We start from the raw sequence: 25,008 nt of genomic DNA, 5'->3' as shown, positions 1-25,008 counted from the left end.
CAGGTGGTTCTGTAACACTTTCTTCAACAGGAGGAACAGGATATGTATGGAAAAATGGCGGTTCAACAGTTGGTTCAAGCGCTACTTACCTAGCAGAAGCTGCTGGTTCATATACAGTGGAGGTAACAAATGCAACGAATTGCAAGGCGACTTCTACAGCAACAGTGGTTACTATAAACGCAGCACCTTCAGCACCAGTAGTAACAGCAACAGCAAGCTATTGTCAGAATGCTACAGCAACACAATTAACAGCAACAGGCTCTAACTTGAAATGGTATGCACAAGCAACAGGTGGTACAGGAGTTTCAACAGCACCGATACCTGCAACAACGGCAACAGGAACAACCAACTATTATGTATCACAGACAAACGGTTGTGAAAGTGCACGTGCTATGATTGCAGTAACAATTAATGCATCACCGCTTGCTGTTATTACGGCAAGTAGTTCAACGACAATACCCGTAGGAGGAAGCGTAGTTTTAAATGCAAATTCTGGTTCAGGTTTAGGTTATGTTTGGTATAAAGGAAGTGACCAAGTAGGTACAGCCATAAGTTATACAGCTACGGAAGTTGGCATATATACGGTAGAGGTAACAAATGGGTCAAATTGTGTAACTACATCTGCAGGAACAAATGTGAATGTTAATACGAATCAACCATCTATCATAACAATAATTTCTCCGACAGCAAGTACGATTACGGGTACAATCACGATTGCAGTGAATGTTTCTGATCCCGATGGAAGCATTACACGCGTGGAATACTTGGATGGACCGAATGTAATTGGAACAAGCACTTCAGAGCCGTATAGTTTTGATTGGAATAACCCAAGTCTAGGGGATCATGTGATTACGGTTCGAGTTACAGATAGTAATGGAGGGATCACCACTTCTGCTCCTGTAAAAGTAAGTTCTGGATCCACTTCTACGGGAGTTAATAATTCTCATTCAATAGATGCACGTGTATATCCAAACCCAACAAATTCGGATGTATATATTGAAACAGCACTTGATTTATCGGATGCAAGTATTAAGTTGATTGATGTATTGGGTAATGAATATAACCCATCGTGGTATGTGAATGGATTGGGTGCGCAAATGGATATGAGTTCGTTCGCTCCTGGAACATATATACTTATGATAAAAAAATCAGATTCATTATTAAGATTGAAGATTACTGTAATGAAATAGATTGTATTTTTTCCTTAATTAAAGGTCCTTGGCAAAATTTGTCAGGGACCTTTCTTTATACGAATAAGTGTTGGACTTTCAAATGATATAGAGCAGCTAAAATAGACTTTTATTGAGGAACCTGCAGTTTCTTTTATATGTTGTAGTTCAAATTAAACAGAATCTTTATGAATTTTGAATCTTATTTAAGCTATTTCGAAGCCATATTAAATAATCCAACACCTCCTGCCCCTTTTGATAATCCTGATTATTTTAATTATGCCAAACTAAATTGGTCCAGAACGAGTCGTTGGCTAAAACATGGGGCGCTTAACCAAGGTATTAAAGATGCAGTTGCGTCTATACAAAAGAAACAACATTGGATTATTATTACTGAACCCTGGTGTGGAGATGCAGCGCATGTTGTTCCATTTTTACATATGATTGCTGCATTAAATCCATTGATTTCTGTAGATATTGAATTGCGAGATTCGGAGCCACATCGGATTAATGATTATTTAACCAATGGCGGAAAGTCAATTCCTAAATTAATTATTCAGGATGAATTAGGGAAAGACCTAGCTACATGGGGGCCTAGACCAGCAGCTTGCCAGGTTTTTTATGATACATTAAAAGAAAAAGATGCCGACTTTGAAACCATAAAAATTGAACTACAAAAATGGTATAATCACGATGAAGGAAAAGAGATAATGAAAGAGATTGGAGCGTTATTGAAATAACTCCAATAATTAAAATAAAAGATGTCTGTTGATTTTTAATCAGCTGACATCTTTTTTATTTCATGGAGTAGATATTTTTTATTATAACAGCTTTTTAATTCAAATAATAATTTAAATTGTACCTCTTTAAGAGGAATTGCGTATTTTTTAGAATGATCGATTATTTTGACAAACATAAATTTCGTAACAATTGAAAGAATATCTTAATAAGAAACAGTTTCGTGTTCAGTTTATACTGGTTAGTACATTTTTGCTAATAAGCTGTTTAACTGCTTTTTTATTTCAGAAAAAGGATACGATAGATTTATTAGATTCTCCAGAATATACAATTGAAGCTTTTTCAGATGTTTGGGATGGAGGCCATTCACAAGCTGAAATTCTATCCAGAACGAAGGATGAAATAACATACACATCTATTCTGCAGGAAGGGATGATGTTTCCTTATGCAGGTATTCAAATAAGGAAAGCGGACAGTACTTTTTTTAGTTTAGAATCGTATTCATTAGTTGCGGAAATTTTTACCAATAAACAAGAGCGTTTGCCCATTCGCATTTACAGTTTCAAAGGAGGAATAAGTGATTCAACGAGAAGAAATTTTTTTCCATTGTATCATAGTATATATAAAGTAGGAAAAGGTGAAAATAATCTAAAAATTGACTTTGATGATTTTACCACCATACCCGAATGGTGGTATACGAATAATAATAAGACGGAATCAGATATACATTCGTGGGATAAAGACTCCGTTGGTTACATATCTATTTTTAGTGATGCGGGATTTCAAATTCAAGACGAAAGAACGTTTAAAATTACCAAATTATTATTGGTTGGTGATTACAGTCGTTTATATGGGATAATAGCAATTTTTGTCAGCTCTGTGTTGTTTTTGTTCTTGAGTATCCATTTTATGTTGTATCAGAAACAGAAAAGAATACAGTTAACCTTAAAATATTCAGATGATTTTTATTTTGAACCGAAGCCTGAAGATTTTAAAAGTCAGATTCATGCATTTATATCGGAGCATTATTCAAACAGCGAGTTAAAGGCAATAGATCTTGCCAATCAGTTAAAAGTGCCTGAGTATAAAATAGGGGAGATATTAAAAGATAATGTAGGAATGACCTTTAAAGCTTTTTTAAATCATACACGGATTGAAGCAGCGAAACAGTATCTCAAAAATTCTTCCTATTCGATATCCGAAATAGCCTATAAAACAGGTTTTAATTCGCCATCGAGTTTTAATCGAGTTTTTAAGGAAATTGTTAATCAGGCCCCCGGAGAATTTAAAAATTAGCCTATTTTTAAGAATTGTGAACCTTTTTTCGAGTTTGATAAAGCCGTTTAGGCAAATTGCAAAGCCAAATTTTGAAACTGAAAAGTCGAGGAATTAGGTTTTAGATAGCTTGCAGGGCAATCTAAACCATATTCAAGATGAAAAAGATAAAACGAATATTTACTCTATTAGTCATATTTCAAGCTGTCATTGCTTGTAGATCATCGGATGAACCTCACCCCGCTGCTCCCAAAAAAGTGATTGTTGAGTTAAAACAATCGAATGTAGATTTGGGTACACATAAGCTGGCAGCATTTTCTATGATTAGAAATTCAAAGTATTTAGTAGTTTTTGAAGCAGGATTAGGGGATGACCATTCTATTTGGAATACCAACAACGTTGCATTAAAAATAGCGGATAGCATTGATATTGTTACTTATGACAGAGCGAGTCATGGACAATCGCAACGTGGGCCTGATCCTAGAGATATCAATCGTTTGCAAAGTGAATTAACTTACATCGTTGATGTTTTCGCAAAGGGGCGAAAAGTAGTATTGATTGGACATTCCTTAGGTGGTTTTATTATAAAAGATTGGGCTATTAAAAATCCAACCAGGATTGCAGGTTTATTGTTTGTTGACCCTTCAGTTGCAGTTTTGGGTTCGACTATGACTCAAGCAGACCAAGATGCGTTTTACAATTCTTGGGTGGCTTCTAATGGGCTTACAAATGGATGTACATTAGAAGCCAAAGAATTGAAAAACGATGTTGAATATATGGCAACATCGGGGAATTTGCCGAATGTGCCGGTAATCGTATTGACATGCTTGAAACTCGATGGAACATACACAGCGGACGACCAACAAGCACATTTCAATTATCAGGCTTCTTTGGGGATTGGTGTAAGTGATTTTACGCAAGTTGCTTGTCCAAATTCAGGACATATGATGATGATAGACGACCCTAAAACACTGATTGAGTATATTCAGGTGTTACTTGCTAAACTTGACTGAAACTAATAGTAATGTACTCTAAAGAGTTTATGTCCTAAATAAGATTTATAAAAATATAGGATGGAAGGATATTTTGAAAACATATTTTAGCTAATTGATTTCTATAATTCTATACAATCAATTAGCTAAAATAACTATCTTATTTCGGATTATCCGCCCATACACTAGTCTCTGCCCACGCATCAAAATCTTTTTTCAATACATCAATTTTTGATGTAGCACCTTTCAAAGCCGCTGCGCCTAATAACAATCGTAATGGTGGTTCTTTTGATTCTACTACTTTTACGATGGCTTGTGCCGCACGATCTGGGTCACCTGGTTGATTGCCGCTGTAGCCACGGATAAATGATTTATTCGCGCCAGCACTTTCAGAATAATCATCAATAATAATTTTACCATTTTCTGCTGAACGTCCTGCCCAATCGGTACGGAAACCACTTGGCTCAATCAATGTTACATGTATACCAAGATGTGCTACTTCTTTTGAGAGCGATTCCGACAAACCTTCTACCGCAAATTTACTAGCATTGTAGTATCCCAATGCAGGGAACGCAACCAAACCACCAATAGATGAAATATTGATGATGTGTCCACTGCGTTGCTTGCGCATGATTGGCAATACGGCTTTTGTCATGTTTGCCAAGCCGAAGAAATTTATTTCAAACATCTTACGAGTAGCTTCGTCTTCGCTTTCTTCTACGGCAGCAAAGTAGCCGATACCTGCATTGTTTACCAATACATCAATGCGACCAAAATGTGCAATTGTATCCGATACTGCTTTTGTGATTTGATCGGCTTTTGTAACGTCTAAAGATATTGCAAGTGCAATTTTTTCATTGCCATTTATTAGGTCTTCAATATCTTTTGTATTGCGAGCCGTTACCACAACACGCTGACCAATTTTTAATAAGTGGCTTGCCAACGCACGACCAAAGCCTGTTGAGCAACCTGTAATGAACCAAACCTTTTCCATAATGTTTTTTTTAATTTGTGTGAGTCATTAAAGTAGAAGACGAATATTATCCAAGTTTTGATTTCTAATACTTTAAGCCTTATGTTAGCTCTAATTGAGTTGCTATTTTTTATAATAGCAAGGAATCTATACGATGTGCTTGTACAGAATGATCTTTTGTAGACCAAGAAAAAACCGTAAATCGGCCGTCTTGCGATGCTACTAAGGCAATTGCCTTGGGTTGATCTTGTACAAATTGTGCAGCAGATAAGTGTCTCGTACCGCCTGTTTTTGAAGGAGATACAACCGTTGGGTTATTATCTTTAATCGGCTCTGTTTCTATTAAGGTTTCAATAATAGGTCGACCCGCACGTTGAACTATTTTTTCTCCGAAAGCTAATAATTTATATTCATCATTGATTATGGTTGCACCATCAATAGCGGTAAGCCCAGCAATAATATCTACTTCTTTGGATAAAAAAACTTGCCAATTTTCAATGGAATTGTCAATGGTATTTTGTTTCATTAAATCTGCGAGTCCCGAAAATGTGGGTTTAATTGCATAATGTAGCGGGTGACTGATGGACTCTCTCCATTCCTTGCTGTCAGACGGCACCATTAGAAGCGTACCTCCTCGTTTGTGCGCGCGCATGGATACTGCAAGTTGCAACAATACATTAATGGAATTATCTGTTGTGGAGTCTGGCGCGAAATTAATTAGTGACGAAACGATTTGCGGACAAGATCCATTCGTAGAGTTCAGTTCGTCTACGATTTTAATTTCATCACCTGCTAAAACAGCAATGTTAGAAAATTTTCCAAAGCCATCTACACGTCGGTTTTTAATTACAACTTGACCTGCTTCTGAAATATCCAATACAAAACAATAGTTAGGAATTGTTAAGGTTGCTCCCCAAACATATAAATCATTATCTTGTTGCCATACACATAAGTGTATGCCTGCGCGTTCGTATCCTGCAGATATTTTTGTTAGTGCTGTTGGTGTAAAGGGAACGTGTTGAGCAAACTGAATGTGATTGGTGGATTGTTCGGGAGAAAGAAATGCTAAGGATATTCTCGGAGAACGGCCTTCTTCTTGTCGCAAACTTGTCCAGAAACCAACATCTATAAACGATTCAATCTGACTTGCATTGGGTACTGCGGCTAAATTTTCTTCGCCTAGGTTTGTAGCCGTCGCTACATGATTCGAAAAAATTGCTTCAATTGTTTCTGCAACTACATTCGCTGCTTTGTAGGTTGATACACTTTTCATTAATTACTTAAAATAGAATCAGTTGATGGTAGCACTAAGGTACGAAATATTCAATTTTAAGTTTTATCACAGCAAAAGATATTTCGTATCCACCTAAGAACATAAAAAAAGCCCAAAAAGTTTTACTGTTTTTTGGGCTTTGAAAATAAATAAAATTTAGTGGGATGTGTATAAAATGAATACGTTATTCTAAGGATGCCCGTTTCAATCGCAATGCATTTGCAATTACTGACACAGAACTTAAACTCATCGCTGCTGCAGCAATCATAGGAGAAAGTAAAATTCCAAAGAAAGGAAACAATAACCCTGCTGCTATCGGAACCCCTAATGTATTGTAAATAAAAGCAAAGAATAGATTCTCTTTAATGTTTTTCATTACGGCATGACTTAAGTTTTTTGCTTTCACGATTCCTTGTAAGTCGCCTTTAACCAATGTAATTGCAGCACTTTCTATGGCAACATCTGTGCCTGTACCCATGGCTATACCTACGTTTGATTGTGCTAAGGCAGGAGAATCATTTATCCCATCACCCGCCATGGCAACAATTTTCCCCTTGGCTTGTAATTCTTTAATCATCTTCAATTTATCTTCAGGTAAACAACCGGCTCTATAATCAGTAAGATTAAGTTTGTCTGCTACAGCCTTAGCCGTATTTTCGTTATCGCCTGTCATCATAATCACCTCAATGCCTTTTTCTATAAGTGCTTGTATGGCTTTTTTGCTTGATTCTTTAATAGCATCAGCAATTGTTACATAGCCAACAACTGTATTTTCAATGGCAATGAATGAAACGGTCTTGCCTAATTTTTGCTCTGAAATAATTTTATCATTTAATTCGGATGGAATGTTCGCATTAATATGTTCCATTAGTTTTGAATTTCCCAAAGCAACTTTTTTAGTGTCTACCGTTCCAATAACACCTTTACCTGTTATGCTTTCAAAATCTTTAACATCCTTCAAGGGGCTGTTTTTTCCTTTTGCATAGTTTGTGATAGCAGTCGCCAAGGGATGTTCACTGTGTTGATTGATAGAGGCAATTTTTGTCAATAGGTCATCTTCTGAATTTCCTTGCATCGCAAAGACTGTATCCACGGACGGTTTCCCTTCTGTTAAAGTACCAGTTTTATCTGTGATCAACACATTGACTTTATCCATCGTTTCTAAAGCTTCTGCATTCTTAATGAGTATGCCCGCCTGAGCACCCTTACCTACACCAACCATAATGGACATAGGTGTTGCTAATCCCAAAGCGCAAGGGCATGCAATAATCAATACAGCAATTGCATTTACGAATCCGTACATGTATGCGGGTTCTGGCCCCCAAATGGCCCATATACCAAATGTGGTTAAAGATACTAACACTACAATTGGTACGAAGTATTTAGCTACAACATCCGCTAGCTTTTGAATTGGTGCTCTTGAACGACTCGCAGTATTAACCATTTGTATAATTTGCGACAGCAATGTATCTGCACCAACTTTTTGTGCTTCCATCAAAAAAGATTTCAAGCCATTTATTGTTCCAGAACTTACTGCATCTCCTGCATGCTTATCAACAGGCATGGGCTCTCCTGTAATCATCGATTCATCGATGTTACTATCACCCTCTTTTATAATTCCATCTACAGGTATTTTTGAGCCTGGTTTTACACGCAAGAGATTGCCTACTTTAATTAAATGAATGGAAACTACTTTGTCTTCGCCATTTTCAACTAAAATAGCTTCGGATGGCGCCATCTTTAGTAATTCTTTTATTGCTCCACTTGTTTGGCTGTGTGCACGGGCTTCCAATAGTTGACCCAATAAAACCAAGGTTAAAATAACTGCAACAGCTTCAAAATAAACGTGCATGGAACCGTCGTGCGCTTTAAGTTCATCGGGGAAAATGTCGGGAAATAACAGACCTATTATACTAAATAGAAATGCTGCACCTGCACCAATACCAATTAAAGTAAACATATTTAAATTCCAGGTCCTAATTGATTTCCATGCGCGTACAAAAAACATCCAACATGCATAGAATACGACCGGTAATGTTAAAATCAGTTGGATCCAATTCCAAACTTGATTACTAAAAATATGAGTCAATGGATTGTTATGAATCATTGAAGTCATTGAAATAATAAAAACAGGCAGTGCGAAGACAACAGCTATTTTCATTTTTTTTACGAGTTGCTGATATGTTTTATCTTCTGCACTTGCACTTGGTTCTAATGGGATTAAATCCATTCCACAAATAGGGCAAGCTCCTGGCTCGTCTCTAATTATTTCTGGATGCATGGAACACGTATATTGTTGAGCAGATGCAGGGCGTGGCTGCTCCACTAAATCCATTCCACACACAGGACAGTCACCTGGCTTGTCGTAGGTTTTCTCACCTTCGCAATGCATCGGACAATAATAAATACCATTGCCTGGTTTAGAGGTGACATTAGGTTTTGCTCCGTGCGTATGTTTTTTTTCTGTTGAATCGGATGTGCCAGGCAATTCAATGGTATAATGAAGACCAGCCTTTAATAAGGCTTCTTGTAATTTTTCTAATGGAATAAGCGAAGTCATTTCAATCGTAGCTTCTGATTTTTTTAAATCAACAGTTACTTTGCTAACAGCTTCTAGATTGCTCAATGTTTTTTCAACACTTGCAGAGCAGCCTGTACAAGACATTCCAGTTACGGTATAAGTGTGTGTCATTTTAGGAGTTTTAGGTTTAAAGTAATAAGTTTTAAGAATAGTAAAATTGATATTTCTTAAAACTTAAAACATAATACTTATAACGTTTCTGCTTTATACCCCAACTTATTCAAAATATCTTGAACTTCGTTTGCAGAAAGTTCTGTGTTGATCGTTAATGTTTTATTTGGACTACTTGTATCAACACTCCAATCTTTGATTTTATCGTTAGCGTTTAATTCAGGGGTAACAGAGGCTATACAGCCTCCGCAGTTGATATTGGTTTTGAATTGTAATTTTTCCATATAGCTCTATTTGTTAATTTCTTAATAAAGATAGCATATGATGGAAGGTAATCTCTTATAAAACTGAAGTTATGATTTATAGAATTATCGAACCAAGCGATGAGAAATTAATATCGAATCGATAAACCACCACCACCGCCAAATCGGTTGTCATAACTTGCCATTAAAGAGAAGTTTCTGGATAAGAAATATTTCAAACCTACAGACCAAGTTGTTTCTGAAGCAAATTTTTTCCCAGCATTGGTATGAATGTCATTCGTATTCAATAAACCAAAATCACGTTGGTATTCATATTTCCCGTACAATAACGTTCGGGGGAAAATCATTAAAGACCTACTTAGGCTGATTTGTGGTCTGAGTTTGCTGTCCATGCGTACGTCTAAATTAAACATGTAAGGTGTAAAGAAGCGTATACCAGCTATGGCTGTTGGAGTAGCACTTTCTAGATCTTTGGCGTATTTATTTTCAACATTAATACCTGCAAATACTCTGAAATAATCATACAAATACCGTTCGTAGGTAAATTCCGTTTCGTAGTTTTTATTCCAACCATACTCCGCTTCAAACGTAAATTGATTTCGAAGATTAGATGCGACGAGGTTGATGTCTGACATGTGAGAGGCGACACCTGTCATTCCCCAGAAGTAAAATTTATTTCCACCTTTTGTAATTTTGCGTATTGGATACCCGCTCATCCTTGGATCACGAGGTGTGTCATAACTAAACACGCGTGACATTCCGCTTGACATGTGATATAATACGTGACAATGAAAAAACCAATCTCCATAGGTATCCGGATCAAACTCTATGGTAACGGATTGCATGGGTGGTACATTTACAGTATGCTTTAAGGGGGAATAATCGCCTTGGTTATTAATCACCCTGAAAAAATGTCCATGTAAATGCATGGGATGATGCATCATGGTTAAATTGTTTAACGTAATCCGAACGACTAGACCTTGTTGAATTTTTATTTTATCGGCTTCAGAAATAGGCACTCCGTTTATACTCCAGATATAACGCGACATATTTCCCGTTAAATTTAAGATAATTTCTTTCACTGGACCCGTATTTTTGTACGCTGTATTTTCAGGTGATTTTAAGTAATCGTAATTGTATTCTGAAAACATGTCCATGCCTTTCATTGGCATTTTCATATGAGTCGTATCTTTCATTGTCATAGCATGCATGCTATCCATCGACATCGTCATTTCCATCGGTTCATTCAAAGGCGTGACATGCATTTGAGACATTGATATCGAGTCTGACATGGAGTTCTTATGACTTTTTTTCATCGTATGATTCATTTTCATACCCCAATGATGCATCATGTGTTTGGCATCTACTTTTGATGGATGTAATTTAATAGCGGGTGCTCCCATGCGCATCTTCATGTCAGCCATTTTTTTCATCATTTCAATTTTATCGGGTCGTTGAATAATTTCAGCTGGTAAAAATTCTCCCGTTCCAATATAGGTAGATGTTGTACCCGAACCATCTTGTGCCATCGCTCGTATTTCTATTTTCCCACTTAAAGGAACTTCGAGAATAAAATCATACGTTTCTGCAATGGCTATAAATGTTTTGTTATGCGTTATCGGAACCACATCTTGTCCGTCTGCAGAAATTAGTATAGGATCTGAACCACCAAAGGTGAGCCAATATTGGGAAGAAGCCGAAGCATTAATAATGCGAACGCGCACCTTATCACCAGGCTTGAATTCTGCATAGTCTTGTATATTTAATCCATTTGTTAAAAATGCATTGTAATATACATCTGCAATATTAGCGCTTTCCATGCGTTGTCTCCAGAATTTTAATTGTGCACCAAATGCACCTTGTTGTATCACTCGATTTAGCGGAGTAATGGTTTTCTTTTTGATATTGTACCATTCATTTCCCCGTTTTAAATTTTTCAAAACAAATTTTGGTTGCTGATTCGTCCAATCAGATAATACCAACACCAATTCTTTGTTATAGTCTTGTGTTTTTTCTTTTGGTTCAATTACAAATGCTCCGTACACACCGTTTTGTTCTTGTAATGCTGTATGAGAATGATACCAGTAGGTGCCATTTTGTACGATGGGAAATTTATAGGTAAATGTTTCTCCTGCTTTTATGGGTGGGGTAGTTAAGTAAGGAACGCCATCGTAAAAATTTGGAATTAGAATACCGTGCCAGTGAACGGAAGTCTCTACACCCATCTTATTAATAACATGTATTATTGCAGAGTCACCTTCCGTGAAACGAAGCGTAGGTCCAGGAATACCGCCATTTATTGTCATAGCAGGCATATCCTTACCAGCAAGATTTACCATTTCATTATTGATGGTAAGTGTATATTCTTTTACTGGATGAAATTCATTTTGTCCGTATGAAAAATGTCCTATCATTATAATTGGCAATAAGCAGAAAACTTTTACAGCTGTAAAAATATTTTTGAAGGGCAACATAATTTAAAATATTGATTCGTGAGCAATTAAAATTTTTATTGCAATTTACTATTAAATTGAAAAAATGCTTTGCATAAAAAAAAATTAAAATTACATGATTATGGAATAAGATTGTCTAGTGATTTTCTTCCTTTATGGGTTAATAGTTTAAAATGGGAAGGCGTTGTTCCTGTAATTATTTTAAATTGAGTAGATAATGCCGCAAGGCTACTATAATTTAATTTATCTGCAATTTCTGAAAGTGTTAATTCATCATAAGACAAAAGCTCTTTTACATATTCTATCTTTTGGAGTATCACAAATTTTTCAATCGTGACGCCTTGACTTGCGGTAAATAAGCAACTAATGTGTGAATAGTCGTATCCAATTTCTTTGGATAAAAATGTTGAAAGTTTTTCGGTGTGTACTACTTCGGTATTTTTTACAAGTTGAATGATATGTGTTTTTACGGATTCTACTATTTTATCTTTTTTGTCTTCTAATAATTCAAAACCATTTATAGATAGTTTTTCTTTCAATGCAGAAATTTGAGATTCGGATAAAACATTAAAAAGAATAACTTCACCCAATTCAACTTTTTTAAACGAGAATTTTAATTCTTGAAGTATATTTTCGACTGCGCTTATGCAACGCATACAAACCATGTTTTTGATATGTAGTATTTCTTTTCCCATTTGTATTGAATATAGTCAAACTAAAAGCATTAACGCAAATTATTTTCCCAGAGGTGACAAATATTACTTATCGATGGATTTTGCGTCTTTTAGACCAACTACCTGCATCCGACAAGTGGTTGGTCTAAAAGACACGATCACGGCAAAAAATGTTCGTTACATTTTACTCATATCATGTCCAGCCATTGGATTGGTACCTTTTTTAAAGATGTATTCACTTTGAAGTAGGTATGCGCCTGATACAACAATTTCGTCGCCAACTTTTAAACCATTTAATACTTCTGTAGATTTGCTATTCGTTGCACCAGTATGAACCATTTTTGATTCAAATGAACCATCACTGTTTTTAACCCACATTGTATTTTCAGTTGCGCCTTTTAATACCGCATTTGACGGAACAAGAATTGACTTGCTGCTTTCTTTTTGAAAAACAATGTTTGCCTGCATTCCGGGCTGAATGTTTGCTGAAGAATTTTCAAATGAAATCCGAACAACTGTTACTGTTGAAGAAGTCGCAACTTGAGGTAGTATTTCTATGATACGGCCTGTACGTTGATTTTTTCCTTTTCCATCAAGTTGAATTTGAACAATCTTGCCAATTGCTTCTTGTGTTTGAATTTCGTTTGCATAAAATTCTGCATCAACCCACATGCTTGAATAATCAACTAACTCAATAATATTCTGACCTTCCATAACGGTAGTACCTTCAGATATATTTATTTTTTTAATTATGCCACTTGCTGTACTAGCTATAGGATATGGTATAAGAGGTTTTTCTCTATTTTTTAGTTGTTCAATTTGTACGTTTGTAATTCCCCACAACACTAACTTATTTAGCGCAGTCTTATAAATACGTTTTAACAATTCATCGTTCGGATTTTGCTCCAATAATTTCCAGTTCGTAATAAATTCACTTTGTGTTGCAGTCAACATTTCAGAATATATTTCATACAAAATTTGTCCTTTTTTTACCGATATGCCTGTAGTTTTTACATATAGCTTTTCAACTCTTCCTTCGATGCGTGCATTCAGGTAGGTTATCGAATTTTCATTTTCTTTCACTACACCCGTTGCATAAATTTGATTTTGAATGTTGTCAAAGCCAACAACTTTTGTTTGAATGTTTGCCAATAAAATTTGTTCGGTACTTAATCTGATTGCATTACCTTGCATCTGCTCCGAAGAAATCGGTGTTAAATCCATATGACAAATTGGACACAAGCCTGGTTTGGTTTCCATAATTTGTGGATGCATAGAGCATGTGTAATGTGTTGTGCTCTGCTCATGTTGCATATCTTTTTTATCCTGAGTTTTACAAGAGAATAAAAGAAATAATGGGATAAATAGAATGATTAGATATTTCATAACTTAATTATTATCGGTTGAAATAAATGCTTCGCTGTCTACTAAATATGATGCTACGGGCGCTATGCTATCAGTTGCATTCAAGCCAGATAAAACTTCAATCCATTCAAAGGCTTGTTTGCCCGTTTGAATTTTATGCGCCTCGTATGCCAATTGTTTTTTAATAAATACGGCAGCATTTCCTTTACCCAGCTGTACAACGGAAGTTGTAGGAATCCAAAGGTTTTTATTTTTGTTGTTTTTAACAGAAATATAGCCACGTATTAAGGTTCCAATTTTTAATTGTGTATGGTCGTTGCGAACCATGTATACTCGTACTGTGTAAAAGTCATCTGCTTTGTTAAAGGACTTTTCAATGAAATCAACTTTTCCAGAATACGTGGTCTTGTTTATAATTATATCTACTGCGTTCCCATTTTGAATGCACCCAATGTCAGCAGGCATTACTTTAAACAATGCCCAAATACTTGATTCGTCTGCAATGGTAAAGAGATCATCCCCTTTTTTAACATAATCTCCTTCACGAATTAATTCTGCAGCAGCAGTGCTACCTTCCATACTATCTGTACTTCCTTGACTCGGCAAATTAAACGCATGCGATGCCATATTTGTATTGTCAGACACATAGTGAATATGTCCGTTTGCATTTGCATAGATTGAAATGCGCGCATTGGCTTGTTTGGTTTTTTCTAAAATCGAAATATCTTTTTCGTTCATACCTAGATTAATCATCTTTAAACGAAGAGCTACTTTTGAAAATTCATCCGATGCATCGTTCGTTTGTAAAACGTATAAATATTCATTTTGAGCAGTTAATAATTCAGGACTATACAAGTCTAGTAATTTTTGCCCTTTTGTAACCGTTTCAAAATTATATTTGACATACATTTTCTCAACTCGACCAGCCACACGTGCACTAATGGTATTTACATAATCTGGATTGTAGGTAAGATAACCCAATGCACCAATTTTTCCTGCATGATTTTTTGTAGAAGGAGCAATTGCTGTAAGATGAGAAAGCACCACACGATTTGTAGGCTGAATCAATGTTGCCAACGTATCTACTTCATTTTTTTGTGGGCTTAACTCTAAATCCATTCCGCACTTCGGACAAACACCAGGCTTGTCGGAGGTTACTTCTGGATGCATCGGACAAGAATACATCGCATGGGAATCATGAATAGTATGATCCATGTTGTCCTTGATATTTTGTTTTCCTTTATTACAGGAAACAAACACTACCAGTATCAACAGCATGCGCAGCATCTGATTAATATATTTGAAGTTGTTTTTCATATTCTGCCTGTAAGGTTAATAGTTCTAATAAAATATCGTAATACTGTAATTGAGTCATTTGTAAATTCATCCGTGCATCAAGTGTTTCAAATAATTCCCCTGTATTTTGTGCATAGGCAATCATCGATACATCGTAGGTTTTTTTGATTGCGGGCATCAAGATTGTTTCATACAATTCTAATTGATATTTTGTAGACTTGATTTGGTTTTGTATTCCATATAATCTGCCTGTTGATTCATTGATGATGGCTGCTTTTTCATTTTGCATGGCTTTGATTTGATAGTTCGCTGCCATAACATTCGATTTATACATCTTTGAAGACCAAGGTGCAATCGGAACAGTAACCATGCCCATTAATGTAAACATGTTGGGATTATCACCAAAGGTAAACATGTGGCCGTATTGAATTCCAAAGTCTGGTTTTGCTTTAAATGATTCAGCTCTTTGTTTTAATTGCGTTACTCGAATGTTTTTATCGATCGCTAATAAATCACTTCGCTTGCTTATAAAGTTGCTGGTATCTACAATTTGCTTTTCGTATTGTTGAATCTTAATTGTTGTATCCACAATAAAGGCTATATATTTATCCCGATTCATTAAGGTGTTAATCATATACACTTTTTGATTGCGTTCGTTGTCCCACATAGAGCGATCTTTCTTTAGTAGCGCTTGTTGCGACTTAGCTTTATAGATGCTTGCAAGCGAACCTTGATTGTAGGCAATATTTTTTTCACCCATTGTTATCATTACTTGAAGTGTTTTTTCAGCTTCAGTTAACACCTGTAATTTTTTATCGATAATCTGAATGTCATAGTAATTCATTTTTGCATCCGCAAGCAATTTATTTGCTTCTGCACGCTGCGTTTCCAATTCTACTGACGACATGGCTTGCATGTACGTTTGGTTGGCACGCAATCTCGATGGATTCGGAATCATTTGTTTTCCTTCTATCATTAAGTTTCCCATGCCTGGCATCATGGTATTTGTTCCATCCACGTTTTGCATTTGTGGTTTCCAATATGATGTTTGATAGGGGGTCATAAATAATCCAAATCCTATTTCTGGAGCATCCCAAGCGCGTGCACCTATTGCCATGGCATCGTATGATTTTGCTTGGTTGGCATACATTTCTAACATCGGATTCGATTGTATGATTGCCGTTTTAATGGAATCATACGTCAGCACCTGTGCCTGTGTAGAAATAGATACCAAGATAAACAACACAAGTCCCGTGCGTTTATTCTTTAACATCGAGTACATCAATTTTTCCATGTTTATTAAGTTCATAAATTTTCATTAATTCAAATACAATAGGAGTTACCAACAACACATACATCGTAGATGTTATAGTACCGCCAATTAACGGAATGGTAATGGGCAACATTACATCACTACCTACACCTGTAGACCACAAGATGGGTATTAAACCAAACAAGGAAACAGATACAGTCATTAATTTGGGACGTAACCGTTTTGCTGCTCCGTCAATTACATAGTTTCGAACATCAAGGTCGGTTATTGTCGCCCTCGAGTTTCCTTTATCGTGCACCAATTTTTCCATTGCTTCATTCAAATATATGACCATGAGCATGGCTGTTTCTATTGCCATACCAAATAAGGCTATGAAGCCAACGGCAACTGCAACCGATAAATTAACGCCGTAGAAATACACCATAAATACACCACCTACCAATGCAAAGGGAACTGTAATCATCGTGGCTATTGCTTCTTTTAAGGATTTATAAGTTGCATATAGAACAATGAAAATAATGATTATTACAATGGGTAAAATCAACTTCATGGTATCGTTTGCGCGCAATTGATTTTCCCATTGCCCGCTCCATTCTACATAATACCCTTTCGGCATTTTCGAAATCATTTTATTTAATTGTTCTTGCGCTTCTGTTACGGTGCTTCCTAAATCTCTGTCACGTACATTAAATAGTACCGTTCCACGTAACATGGCATTTTCAGAATTTATCATTGGAGGGCCATCTGTAATATTTATATCCGCTACACTTGAAAGTGTGATCGTTCCAAATTGCATGGTCTGCACAGGCAAACGTTTAAGCTCTTCGATGTTTTCTCTATATGCTTGTGCAAATCGCGCATTCACGGTAAAACGCTGTCTCCCTTCAATGGTTGTTGTAATATTCATACCACCAATGGCACTTTCAACAATCATATTCACATCATCTACCGTCAATCCATATCTTCCAATGGCATCTTTGTTTATTTTAATGTCTAAATATTTTCCGCCAACAATTGGTTCTACAAATAAATCTTTCACACCGTCAATATCTTGTATGGCTGTTTTTATTTTTTCAGATAAAGCATAAATGGAATCCAATTCTTGTCCGTATACTTTAATACCTACATCAGTCCGTATACCTGTTGAAAGCATGTTGATGCGGTTGATGATGGGTTGTGTCCAACCATTGGTTACTCCTGGTATCTGAAGTTTTCCATTTAACTCATTGACAATATCTTTCTTCGTAATGCCTTCGCGCCATTCTGCACGTGGTTTTAAAAGTATGATGGTTTCAAGCATACTAATAGGCGAGTTGTCTGTTGCTGTAGATGCTCTGCCTGCTTTACCTAATACGTGGGCTACTTCGGGTACCGATTTTATAAGCTTATCCTGAATTTGAAGAATACGTTTTACTTCCGAGTTTGAAACATCGGGTAAGGTTACCGGCATGAATAATATTGACCCTTCATCCAAGGGAGGCATAAATTCAGAACCTAATCTTGTAAGCATAAATCCACCTGTAAGTAGCATTGCCAAGTTGATGGCAAGAATTGTTTTTCTCCATTTTAAACCGAATACTAAAATGGGTGTATATACTTTTTCTAATCCTCGTGTAATGGGATTTTTTTCTTCGGGTTGTAATCTTCCTTTTAGTAAATAAGAAATCAATACAGGTGCCAAGGTGATGGCCAAGAAAGCATCCACAATTAAGATGAATGTTTTTGTCCAAGCCAATGGATGGAATAATTTCCCTTCCATGCCTGTCAATAAAAACACAGGCAGAAAAGAAGCAATTACAATGATCGTTGAATAAAACACACCAGGACCAACTTGCTTGGATGATTTTTCAATCAAGTCCAAACGTTCTGCGTCCGATAAGGGATCAATACTTTTGCTGAATATTTTTTTTATGAAATTCATATCTATTCGATTAAAGCGTTGTTGATTTTTTCTCTTGTTCTTCTGCAATATGCCGATAGGAGTTTTCGACCATTACAATACCATCATCTACCACAACCCCTATTGCTAGGGCAATACCGGTAAGCGACATGATATTGGATGAAATTCCAAATGCTTCCAATAATATAAATCCAACGGCTACAGAAATAGGCAATTGTATAATAATAATTAATGCACTGCGCCAGTGGAATAGAAATAGAATAATCACGAGTGAAACCACAATCAATTCTTCTATCAGCGTTCCTTTTACAGATTCAATAGCTTCTTCAATCAAGGTGCTTCGGTCGTAGGATACTTGAATGTGTACACCTTCAGGCAATCCCTTTTCAACTTCTTTAATTTTTTCTTTCACCGACTTAATAACTTGATCCGCATTTTCTCCATAACGCATTACTACAATACCACCAACTACTTCGCTTGTTCCATCGTAATCAAAAATACCGAGGCGGCCGTCGCCGCCCATCTGAAGGCTTGCTACATCTTTTATTTTTATAGGAATGGAGTTTCGCGTTGACACCGTTATGTTTTCAATGTCTTCGATGTTTTCTATATAGCCCAATCCACGTATGATATAGGCCATGTCTGCCATTTCAAATTTTCTTCCACCAACATCGTTGTTATTTGTCTTAACAGCTTTTAAGACATCCATTAAAGTAAGGTTGTAATAGGTTAATTTATGGGGGTCAATAACAATTTGATATTGCTTTTGAAAACCACCAAAGGATGCGACTTCTGCTACCCCTTGTACATTTTGTAGTGCAAATTTTATATACCAATCTTGTAATGCACGTTGTTCTCCCAAATCAACATTGGGCGCATCTAAATGATACCAGAAAATGTGTCCCACACCTGTACCATCTGGTCCAAGGGTTGGAGAAACATCTTGCGGTAATAATTTCTGCGCATAGTTCAAGCGTTCTAAGACACGTGTGCGAGCCCAATAAATGTCCGTATTGTCTTCGAAAATTATGTATACAAAACTCATCCCAAACATAGACGAGCCGCGGATGTTTTTTACTTTTGGTATCCCTTGTAAGTTTGTTACAAGCGGATACGTCACTTGGTCTTCAATTACCTGCGGACTTCTACCCATCCATTCGGTAAAGACGATGACTTGATTCTCCGATAAATCGGGAATGGCATCTATTGGATTTTTTTGTATCGAATAAATACCCCAAGCAAAGAGTCCTGCTGAAATAAGCAAAACAAGCAAGCGGTTTTTAAGCGAGAACGATATCAGTTTTTCAACCATAGGTGTAGTGTTAATCTTGGGATTGCCCAAGTTTTTATGTGTAAAGCTTACAGATTGTGGGTTAATGATCCGTTAACTTATCATATCTTTGTTCTTTCATTCGTAACTAATGGTTGACTGTTCCAATTCAGTCAACCATTTTTCAATATCCAATTTATTGCTTTTTGAAAAGATAGATTCCTTGTGCATCAATATATACGATGGAAGAGGCATTTTATCATTTTTAATTTGGCTTAATATGGATTTTAATTTGCTCTTTTTCTTGCGTGTTGAATAGTTCCCGAATTCACTAAAGTTAAGTTCTGTTTTGGCACTTTCTATATGGCTTTCTATAAACCAACTTACAGGTTGTATTTTGTTATACCAAGGATATTTAGTGTTATTGCTATGACAATCATAGCAAGAATTTATAAGCAAATTCTTAATATTTTTTGGAGGACTATATGTTTTGATAAAGTCTGTAGACAAAACGTTATCACTTTCATTTAGTGTTGTTGGAATAAATTGAATTCCAACAACACTAATGAACAACAATAGGCCAATCCTTTTAAAAACTTTATTCATTTAGTTAATTTGTTTCTGCATGTTTCCACATTTTAGCATTTTTTTGCCAAAAAACGGGTTTTCAATATCTTTGATTTCACTCAACCAAATAGCACCTTTGCCTCCGTTTGCCATTGGACAGAAATCTTGATAAAGTGTTCTATCAGTACCCACTAATGATATTAAATCATTTATATCAATACTTAAAGCTTCAAAATGTTCTCTTTGATGTTCAATGGGACTTTTTATAATGTGTTCAGCATGTTCTTTTGCAGTTTCAAGTATTTCCATATATTCTTTATGTTGACTATCTGTCAATTGTGTCATATCGAAATTTGAAAATGCAGCTAGTAATGCTGTTGCTCCTTTTGCAGCATCATCTTTATTGTCTGTTACTAAAGCATTTTTAATTTGTAAATAAGAATCAATTATCTCAGAAGTAGCTGGATTTTTTATTGTACTTGCTTCTATTATATGATCATCTGTTTTAGTAGTATTGTGATCATGTTCTGAATGATCATGAGTGTCTTCACTTGCTTCTGTGGATTTCATTTTTTCATTTTTTCTAGTTTGATTACAAGCAATTGACAATATCATTGTAGCAATTGAAATACTTAAGATTATTTTTTTCATTTTTTCTTGGGTTTAATATTTGAAGTGTTCTTTATTTTTTTAGCCATTGATAAATATTATTTTCATATTAACATGAGTTTAAATATTTATCAAAGTGTTGACTTTTTGAGTATAGATAGCTCTTTTGAAATTGAATTGTTATTTTGCTCTTTCGTATTTGCAGCATCCCGGAAGTTTATCATATGCGGCATCACTGGCTCTAACATTATCAGTGTCATGACCTGCATCAGCTACAATTTTATGAATTTCATCCAGACTTACCATGTGTGGATCATAAACCACTGTAAGCATTTTTGTTTTAACATCCCATGTTGCCTTAGTGATATTTTTATTTTTCATCAATGCTGTTTCAATGCGTTTTTTGCACATCTCACAATTACCATATACTTTAAATGTTGATGTTTCATTATGCACTACTTTTGCCGATACATTGAATGCAAACACGGAAATAATGAGAGCAAACACGATGGTTAAAATTCCTTTTTTAGTTTTCATAGGTTTATTATTTAGAGTTAGGATAAAACAATTGTAAATAAGCTACGAAAAGGAAGACGCACCCTATGATTACCAGCAAAATCATATTTATAATCCTTTTGCCTTTATTGGGATTCGGACTTCCGTTTTCGCAGCAAGATTTCATAGTTGATATCGTTTGTTTTATTTCAACATTTATTTTATTGTGACTCATTACATATGTAATCGTCCTTCGAGCCTAAAACTCATAGAACGAAATTATATGTGTTGCATCACAAATTGCTGTGAATTACAAAACATAATTCAAATCTCTCTAAGATCACTGTTAGTGAATAATAGATGCGATTTTAATACGATACTATAAATGGATTGGTAAGGCTTCGCAAATAGCAAACCTACGTTGAAACGTAAATTAAAAAATTAAATAATTAAACTACTGTATAAAATATAAAACGGTTGTTCTGAAATATTAGGTGGTGCATTGCAAGCGACAGAACCTTTTAATAGTTCTTTGGAATTAATAGTTTCTGTTTTATACGTAAAAATAACAGGAACTATAGCTATTACTTGTTGTTCGATATTAATTGAGAAATTTGAAGTTGTAGTGTTATCTGTACAAATTACGGCAGAAAAGTTTTTACAACAAGATTTCTCATGTATTCCCGTTTTGGAGTCACATGAAGAAGTGCAATTTTTACTTTCCCCTAAAAAACTTATTGATGAAATACTATCTCCACAAAAATGTATGCGTATTGAAAGATGGCTTGCGGCAATCAATAGTAAAAGAATACATAATATGGATATGATTTTTTTCATTATATACAAAGTAACAGAAATTAACCTAGTTAAGTATTATAAAACTCACAGTATATATTATAATTAAATGGAATGATGGATGTAATTCCGATTTATGCTATTTTTACATGATTATAACGAAATTATGGTGGTGAATGTTCCACCGCTGCGCACGAACTCGATTTGTGCAAGAAATAAAACTTATGGATTCAACAAAAACTGCTCTTTTTGCCTTTTGCATGGATTATGTGATGGAACGCATTAATCGCCTTAAAACGGAAATAAAAAAAACACAATCTTCTGCCAACGAAGAAACCAAAAGTAGTGCGGGTGATAAATATGAAACCGGTCGTGCAATGGCACAGCTTGAAATTGGGAAAAATACCGTCCAATTGAGAGAGGCAGGACGATTATTGGGAATGCTTCAAGCCATTCATGTAGATCTTAGTTCTGAAATTGTTATTCCGGGTTCGCTTGTAAAAACAAATAAAGGCGATTTTTATATATCAATCAGTATTGGCTTAATCAAATTGAAACAAAACCAATATTGTATTATTGCTCCAGACTCACCCATTGGTAAATTGTTTATGGGTAAGAAAGTACGGGATGTGATAAGTTGGAATAAAACGCAGTATCAAATAACCGAAATTCATTAATATGTTTCTTTTTATGTTGTTAACGGAAGAAAATCCCTTTGATTCAGTAGACGGATATTTGGGACTATTCTGGTTTGTATTGCCTTTTGTAGTTGTTCTTTCTGCAATTATTATTGGATTGTTAAATCGCTATGAAATTATAGTGTTAAAAACCGTACAATATTTTTTTCCTTTGAATCAAGTACGTGTAGATATCTTAAATGAATCTTTTCCATACTACAAGAAACTCTCTTCTCGAAATCAGCGAAAATTTCGTAATCGTGTACATCATTTCTTGATCAATAAAAAAATTGAATCCACTGAGTATGATGTTACAGAAGAAATGCGTGTATTGATTGCTGCCACAGCAATACAAATTTTGTTTGGTTTGGAACCTTATTATTTAAGCTATTTTGGAAATATAATTTTAGTAGAGAAACAAATAGAGAATAAGTTCATGACTAAAAAATCTCCCATTCATATATCATGGGAGGATTTTGACGAAGGACATTCTTTTTTAACGAGTGGTTATAACCCAGGATTGCGTATACTTTCTGTTGCTTTTAAATTAGAGCAAGGATTGAATGAACTTTCCAAACACATGTTTTTGAGTAATCGTCATTACGAATTTAATATGTTGTACAAGAGAGAAGCTGAAAAATATATTTCAAGTGGCAAGGCAACGTATGATGACTATAGCGATGTGGATCGGAATGCATATTTTGGTGTAGCAGTGGAATATTTTTTCGAACGGCCCATACATTTTCAAGCGAATCAGCCAGCGATGTATGAAGCCTTATCTCGATTGTTGCAACAAGATCCGTTGGGGAGATTTAAATATAAAAGATTTTAAGTTGAAAGCATCTGCAACTTCATAATGCTTTTAGAATTGACAATTCTTTTTACAGGGATTATATGATATAAATTAATAATTTTATGAGTCATCTGTATGTTTTTTTATACCGCCATTCTGGAAAAGTAGATATAGATACAAATTGGTTTGTATTTTGGTTTTTCTTACCTATCGTTATTTTTGGAATTTCAATAATCGTAGGAGTTTGCAGATATTATGAAATTCATCTATTAAAATTTTATAAGTATTTTTTAGCACTAAGTGATTCACGCAAGAAAATATTAAATGATCTTTTTTTGTATTATCACAAACTTTCTACGAGTGAAAAGAAGATTTTTGAAAAGCGTATGCATCATTTTTTAATTAATAAAAATTTTGTTTCTAATGACGTAGAAGTTACTGAAGAAATGAAAGTGCTTATTTCAGCAATGGCCACTCAGATATTATTTGGTTTAGAACCTTATTATTTATCTAATTATAATACCATTGAGATCACAACGGAGGAGCCTAAAAATTCAGTTATCGAAAAAAGTAAAAGAGTAATTATTTGTTGGCCTTCATTTAAAGCCGGCGTTGACGTAGCTACAGATGGATATAATCCCGGATTAAAAATTTTGTCTGTTGCTTTTAATCTAGAACATCAATTAAATAAGTATTCATATAAAATGTTTAATACGCATCGTTTTAGAGAATTAAATCAATTGTATAAAAATCAAGCAGAGAAATATATTGCTAGTGGAAAATCAACGTATCAGGATTATAAACAAGTAGATCGCAATGAATATTTTGGAGTGGCTGTAGAATATTTTTTCGAACGACCAGAACATTTTTATGCGAACCAGCCAGAGATGTATATGGCTTTATCTAGATTGTTGCGACAAGATCCTTTGGGGAATTATACCTATAAGAAAAGATAAATTTTTTAATATGAGTGATATACTAATAACGAAACACCGTAAGAGTGGATTGAATTTTCTATTGGTATTCTTTATTTATTGTTTCGTTTTTTCTATTGTGTTTATATACCTTCTTGTTTTTACAGATGAAAATTTACCATTTTTTTTATTGTTTTTCATGATTCCAATTACTATTGGAATTGGGTATATGTTATTGAAAACAGATAAAGTTATCGAAGTAAATTTGAATTCTGGAGATTTAGTTGTGTATTTGCCAATGAGCTTTAGTAAATTTTTATATTCTAAATCAGAAATTATTGGATATGATACTTCGATAAAAGATCATTTGACTAAACTTCCTATAAATAGTACTTACATTGATGTTGAAATAATATTTTATACTTTCGATTTAAAAGTCCATAGAATAAGTTCTGTAACGACAATAAATTTTGATACGTTTTTAGAATATTTCCACAAAACCTATCCTATGGTTTCGGGGAAAGAATTAAAACCCATCGAAGAAGATGAAAT

At 35.0% G+C, this 25,008-nt stretch carries 23 protein-coding genes; 9 read left to right on the top strand and 14 right to left on the bottom strand.

Annotated elements, in window-relative coordinates; genetic code table 11:
* From Q0543_RS13460 to Q0543_RS13445, 4 genes are all read left to right on the top strand, one after another.
* Nucleotides 1-1,190 (top strand): Ig-like domain-containing protein (locus Q0543_RS13460; protein ID WP_299254061.1); only part of this gene is annotated, 1,190 nt, incomplete at its 5' end.
* Between the two features lie 167 nt (nt 1,191-1,357).
* Nucleotides 1,358-1,909 (top strand): thioredoxin family protein, encoded by a 552-nt coding sequence (locus tag Q0543_RS13455; RefSeq protein WP_299254058.1) that lies wholly within the window; start codon nt 1,358-1,360, stop codon nt 1,907-1,909.
* A 190-nt stretch (nt 1,910-2,099) separates the two neighbouring features.
* Nucleotides 2,100-3,203, top strand: a complete 1,104-nt coding sequence (locus Q0543_RS13450) for a helix-turn-helix transcriptional regulator (RefSeq protein WP_299254055.1) — start codon at nt 2,100-2,102, stop codon at nt 3,201-3,203.
* Nucleotides 3,204-3,340: 137 nt separating this feature from the next.
* Nucleotides 3,341-4,195 (top strand): alpha/beta hydrolase, encoded by an 855-nt coding sequence (locus tag Q0543_RS13445; protein WP_299254052.1) that lies wholly within the window; start codon nt 3,341-3,343, stop codon nt 4,193-4,195.
* 139 nt (nt 4,196-4,334) lie between these two features.
* On the opposite strand, the gene Q0543_RS13440 is transcribed toward Q0543_RS13445, so the two are convergent.
* The 14 genes from Q0543_RS13440 to Q0543_RS13375 all read right to left on the bottom strand — a co-directional run bounded on the left by Q0543_RS13440 (nt 4,335) and on the right by Q0543_RS13375 (nt 21,319).
* Nucleotides 4,335-5,168, bottom strand: coding sequence for an oxidoreductase (locus tag Q0543_RS13440; protein WP_299254049.1), 834 nt, complete (start codon nt 5,166-5,168; stop codon nt 4,335-4,337).
* 109 nt (nt 5,169-5,277) lie between these two features.
* Nucleotides 5,278-6,420: a putative sensor domain DACNV-containing protein gene (locus Q0543_RS13435; RefSeq protein WP_299254046.1), complete on the bottom strand. Its 1,143-nt coding sequence runs from the start codon at nt 6,418-6,420 to the stop codon at nt 5,278-5,280.
* Between the two features lie 184 nt (nt 6,421-6,604).
* Nucleotides 6,605-9,112 carry a heavy metal translocating P-type ATPase gene (locus Q0543_RS13430; RefSeq protein WP_299254043.1) on the bottom strand — a complete coding sequence of 836 codons (2,508 nt, stop codon included), beginning with the start codon at nt 9,110-9,112 and terminating at the stop codon, nt 6,605-6,607.
* A gap of 77 nt (nt 9,113-9,189) precedes the next feature.
* Nucleotides 9,190-9,396: a heavy-metal-associated domain-containing protein gene (locus Q0543_RS13425; RefSeq protein ID WP_299254040.1), complete on the bottom strand. Its 207-nt coding sequence runs from the start codon at nt 9,394-9,396 to the stop codon at nt 9,190-9,192.
* 107 nt (nt 9,397-9,503) lie between these two features.
* Nucleotides 9,504-11,789: a multicopper oxidase domain-containing protein gene (locus Q0543_RS13420; RefSeq protein WP_299254067.1), complete on the bottom strand. Its 2,286-nt coding sequence runs from the start codon at nt 11,787-11,789 to the stop codon at nt 9,504-9,506.
* Between the two features lie 158 nt (nt 11,790-11,947).
* Nucleotides 11,948-12,484, bottom strand: coding sequence for an AraC family transcriptional regulator (locus tag Q0543_RS13415; RefSeq protein WP_299254037.1), 537 nt, complete (start codon nt 12,482-12,484; stop codon nt 11,948-11,950).
* A gap of 195 nt (nt 12,485-12,679) precedes the next feature.
* Nucleotides 12,680-13,816 carry an efflux RND transporter periplasmic adaptor subunit gene (locus tag Q0543_RS13410; protein WP_299254064.1) on the bottom strand — a complete coding sequence of 379 codons (1,137 nt, stop codon included), beginning with the start codon at nt 13,814-13,816 and terminating at the stop codon, nt 12,680-12,682.
* A gap of 75 nt (nt 13,817-13,891) precedes the next feature.
* Nucleotides 13,892-15,184: an HlyD family efflux transporter periplasmic adaptor subunit gene (locus Q0543_RS13405; RefSeq protein WP_299254034.1), complete on the bottom strand. Its 1,293-nt coding sequence runs from the start codon at nt 15,182-15,184 to the stop codon at nt 13,892-13,894.
* The gene (locus Q0543_RS13400) at nt 15,159-16,436 is read right to left on the bottom strand and encodes a TolC family protein (protein ID WP_299254031.1); all 1,278 of its coding nucleotides are present in this window, start codon (nt 16,434-16,436) and stop codon (nt 15,159-15,161) included. The genes Q0543_RS13405 and Q0543_RS13400 overlap by 26 nt, the downstream gene beginning before the upstream one ends.
* Nucleotides 16,423-18,357 (bottom strand): efflux RND transporter permease subunit, encoded by a 1,935-nt coding sequence (locus Q0543_RS13395; RefSeq protein WP_299254028.1) that lies wholly within the window; start codon nt 18,355-18,357, stop codon nt 16,423-16,425. Before Q0543_RS13395 ends, Q0543_RS13400 begins: the two co-directional genes overlap by 14 nt.
* A 10-nt stretch (nt 18,358-18,367) precedes the next feature.
* The gene (locus Q0543_RS13390) at nt 18,368-19,648 is read right to left on the bottom strand and encodes an efflux RND transporter permease subunit (RefSeq protein WP_299254025.1); all 1,281 of its coding nucleotides are present in this window, start codon (nt 19,646-19,648) and stop codon (nt 18,368-18,370) included.
* A 96-nt stretch (nt 19,649-19,744) separates the two neighbouring features.
* Nucleotides 19,745-20,212, bottom strand: coding sequence for a heme-binding domain-containing protein (locus Q0543_RS13385; RefSeq protein ID WP_299254022.1), 468 nt, complete (start codon nt 20,210-20,212; stop codon nt 19,745-19,747).
* A complete protein-coding gene (locus Q0543_RS13380; RefSeq protein ID WP_299254019.1) occupies nt 20,213-20,824 on the bottom strand; it encodes a DUF3347 domain-containing protein in 612 nt (203 codons plus the stop codon). It abuts the gene before it with no gap.
* A gap of 138 nt (nt 20,825-20,962) precedes the next feature.
* The gene (locus tag Q0543_RS13375) at nt 20,963-21,319 is read right to left on the bottom strand and encodes a heavy-metal-associated domain-containing protein (RefSeq protein WP_299254016.1); all 357 of its coding nucleotides are present in this window, start codon (nt 21,317-21,319) and stop codon (nt 20,963-20,965) included.
* Between the two features lie 460 nt (nt 21,320-21,779).
* On the opposite strand from Q0543_RS13375, the gene Q0543_RS13370 reads away from it, so the two are divergent.
* From Q0543_RS13370 to Q0543_RS13350, 5 genes are all read left to right on the top strand, one after another.
* The gene (locus Q0543_RS13370) at nt 21,780-22,181 is read left to right on the top strand and encodes a hypothetical protein (protein ID WP_299254013.1); all 402 of its coding nucleotides are present in this window, start codon (nt 21,780-21,782) and stop codon (nt 22,179-22,181) included.
* 115 nt (nt 22,182-22,296) lie between these two features.
* Nucleotides 22,297-22,749: a hypothetical protein gene (locus Q0543_RS13365; protein WP_299254010.1), complete on the top strand. Its 453-nt coding sequence runs from the start codon at nt 22,297-22,299 to the stop codon at nt 22,747-22,749.
* A 13-nt stretch (nt 22,750-22,762) separates the two neighbouring features.
* The gene (locus tag Q0543_RS13360) at nt 22,763-23,581 is read left to right on the top strand and encodes a zinc-dependent peptidase (RefSeq protein WP_299254007.1); all 819 of its coding nucleotides are present in this window, start codon (nt 22,763-22,765) and stop codon (nt 23,579-23,581) included.
* Between the two features lie 83 nt (nt 23,582-23,664).
* A complete protein-coding gene (locus Q0543_RS13355; RefSeq protein WP_299254004.1) occupies nt 23,665-24,498 on the top strand; it encodes a zinc-dependent peptidase in 834 nt (277 codons plus the stop codon).
* Nucleotides 24,499-24,655: 157 nt separating this feature from the next.
* A partial coding sequence (locus Q0543_RS13350) for a hypothetical protein (protein ID WP_299254001.1) occupies nt 24,656-25,008 on the top strand: 353 nt, incomplete at its 3' end.

Origin of the sequence: uncultured Cytophaga sp. (genome assembly GCF_937863595.1) — a bacterium.
In the GTDB taxonomy this organism is placed as follows: Bacteria; Bacteroidota; Bacteroidia; order Cytophagales; family Cytophagaceae; genus Cytophaga.
Note: the sequence above shows the minus strand (reverse complement) of the source record. Positions and strands in the feature narration are given on the sequence as shown.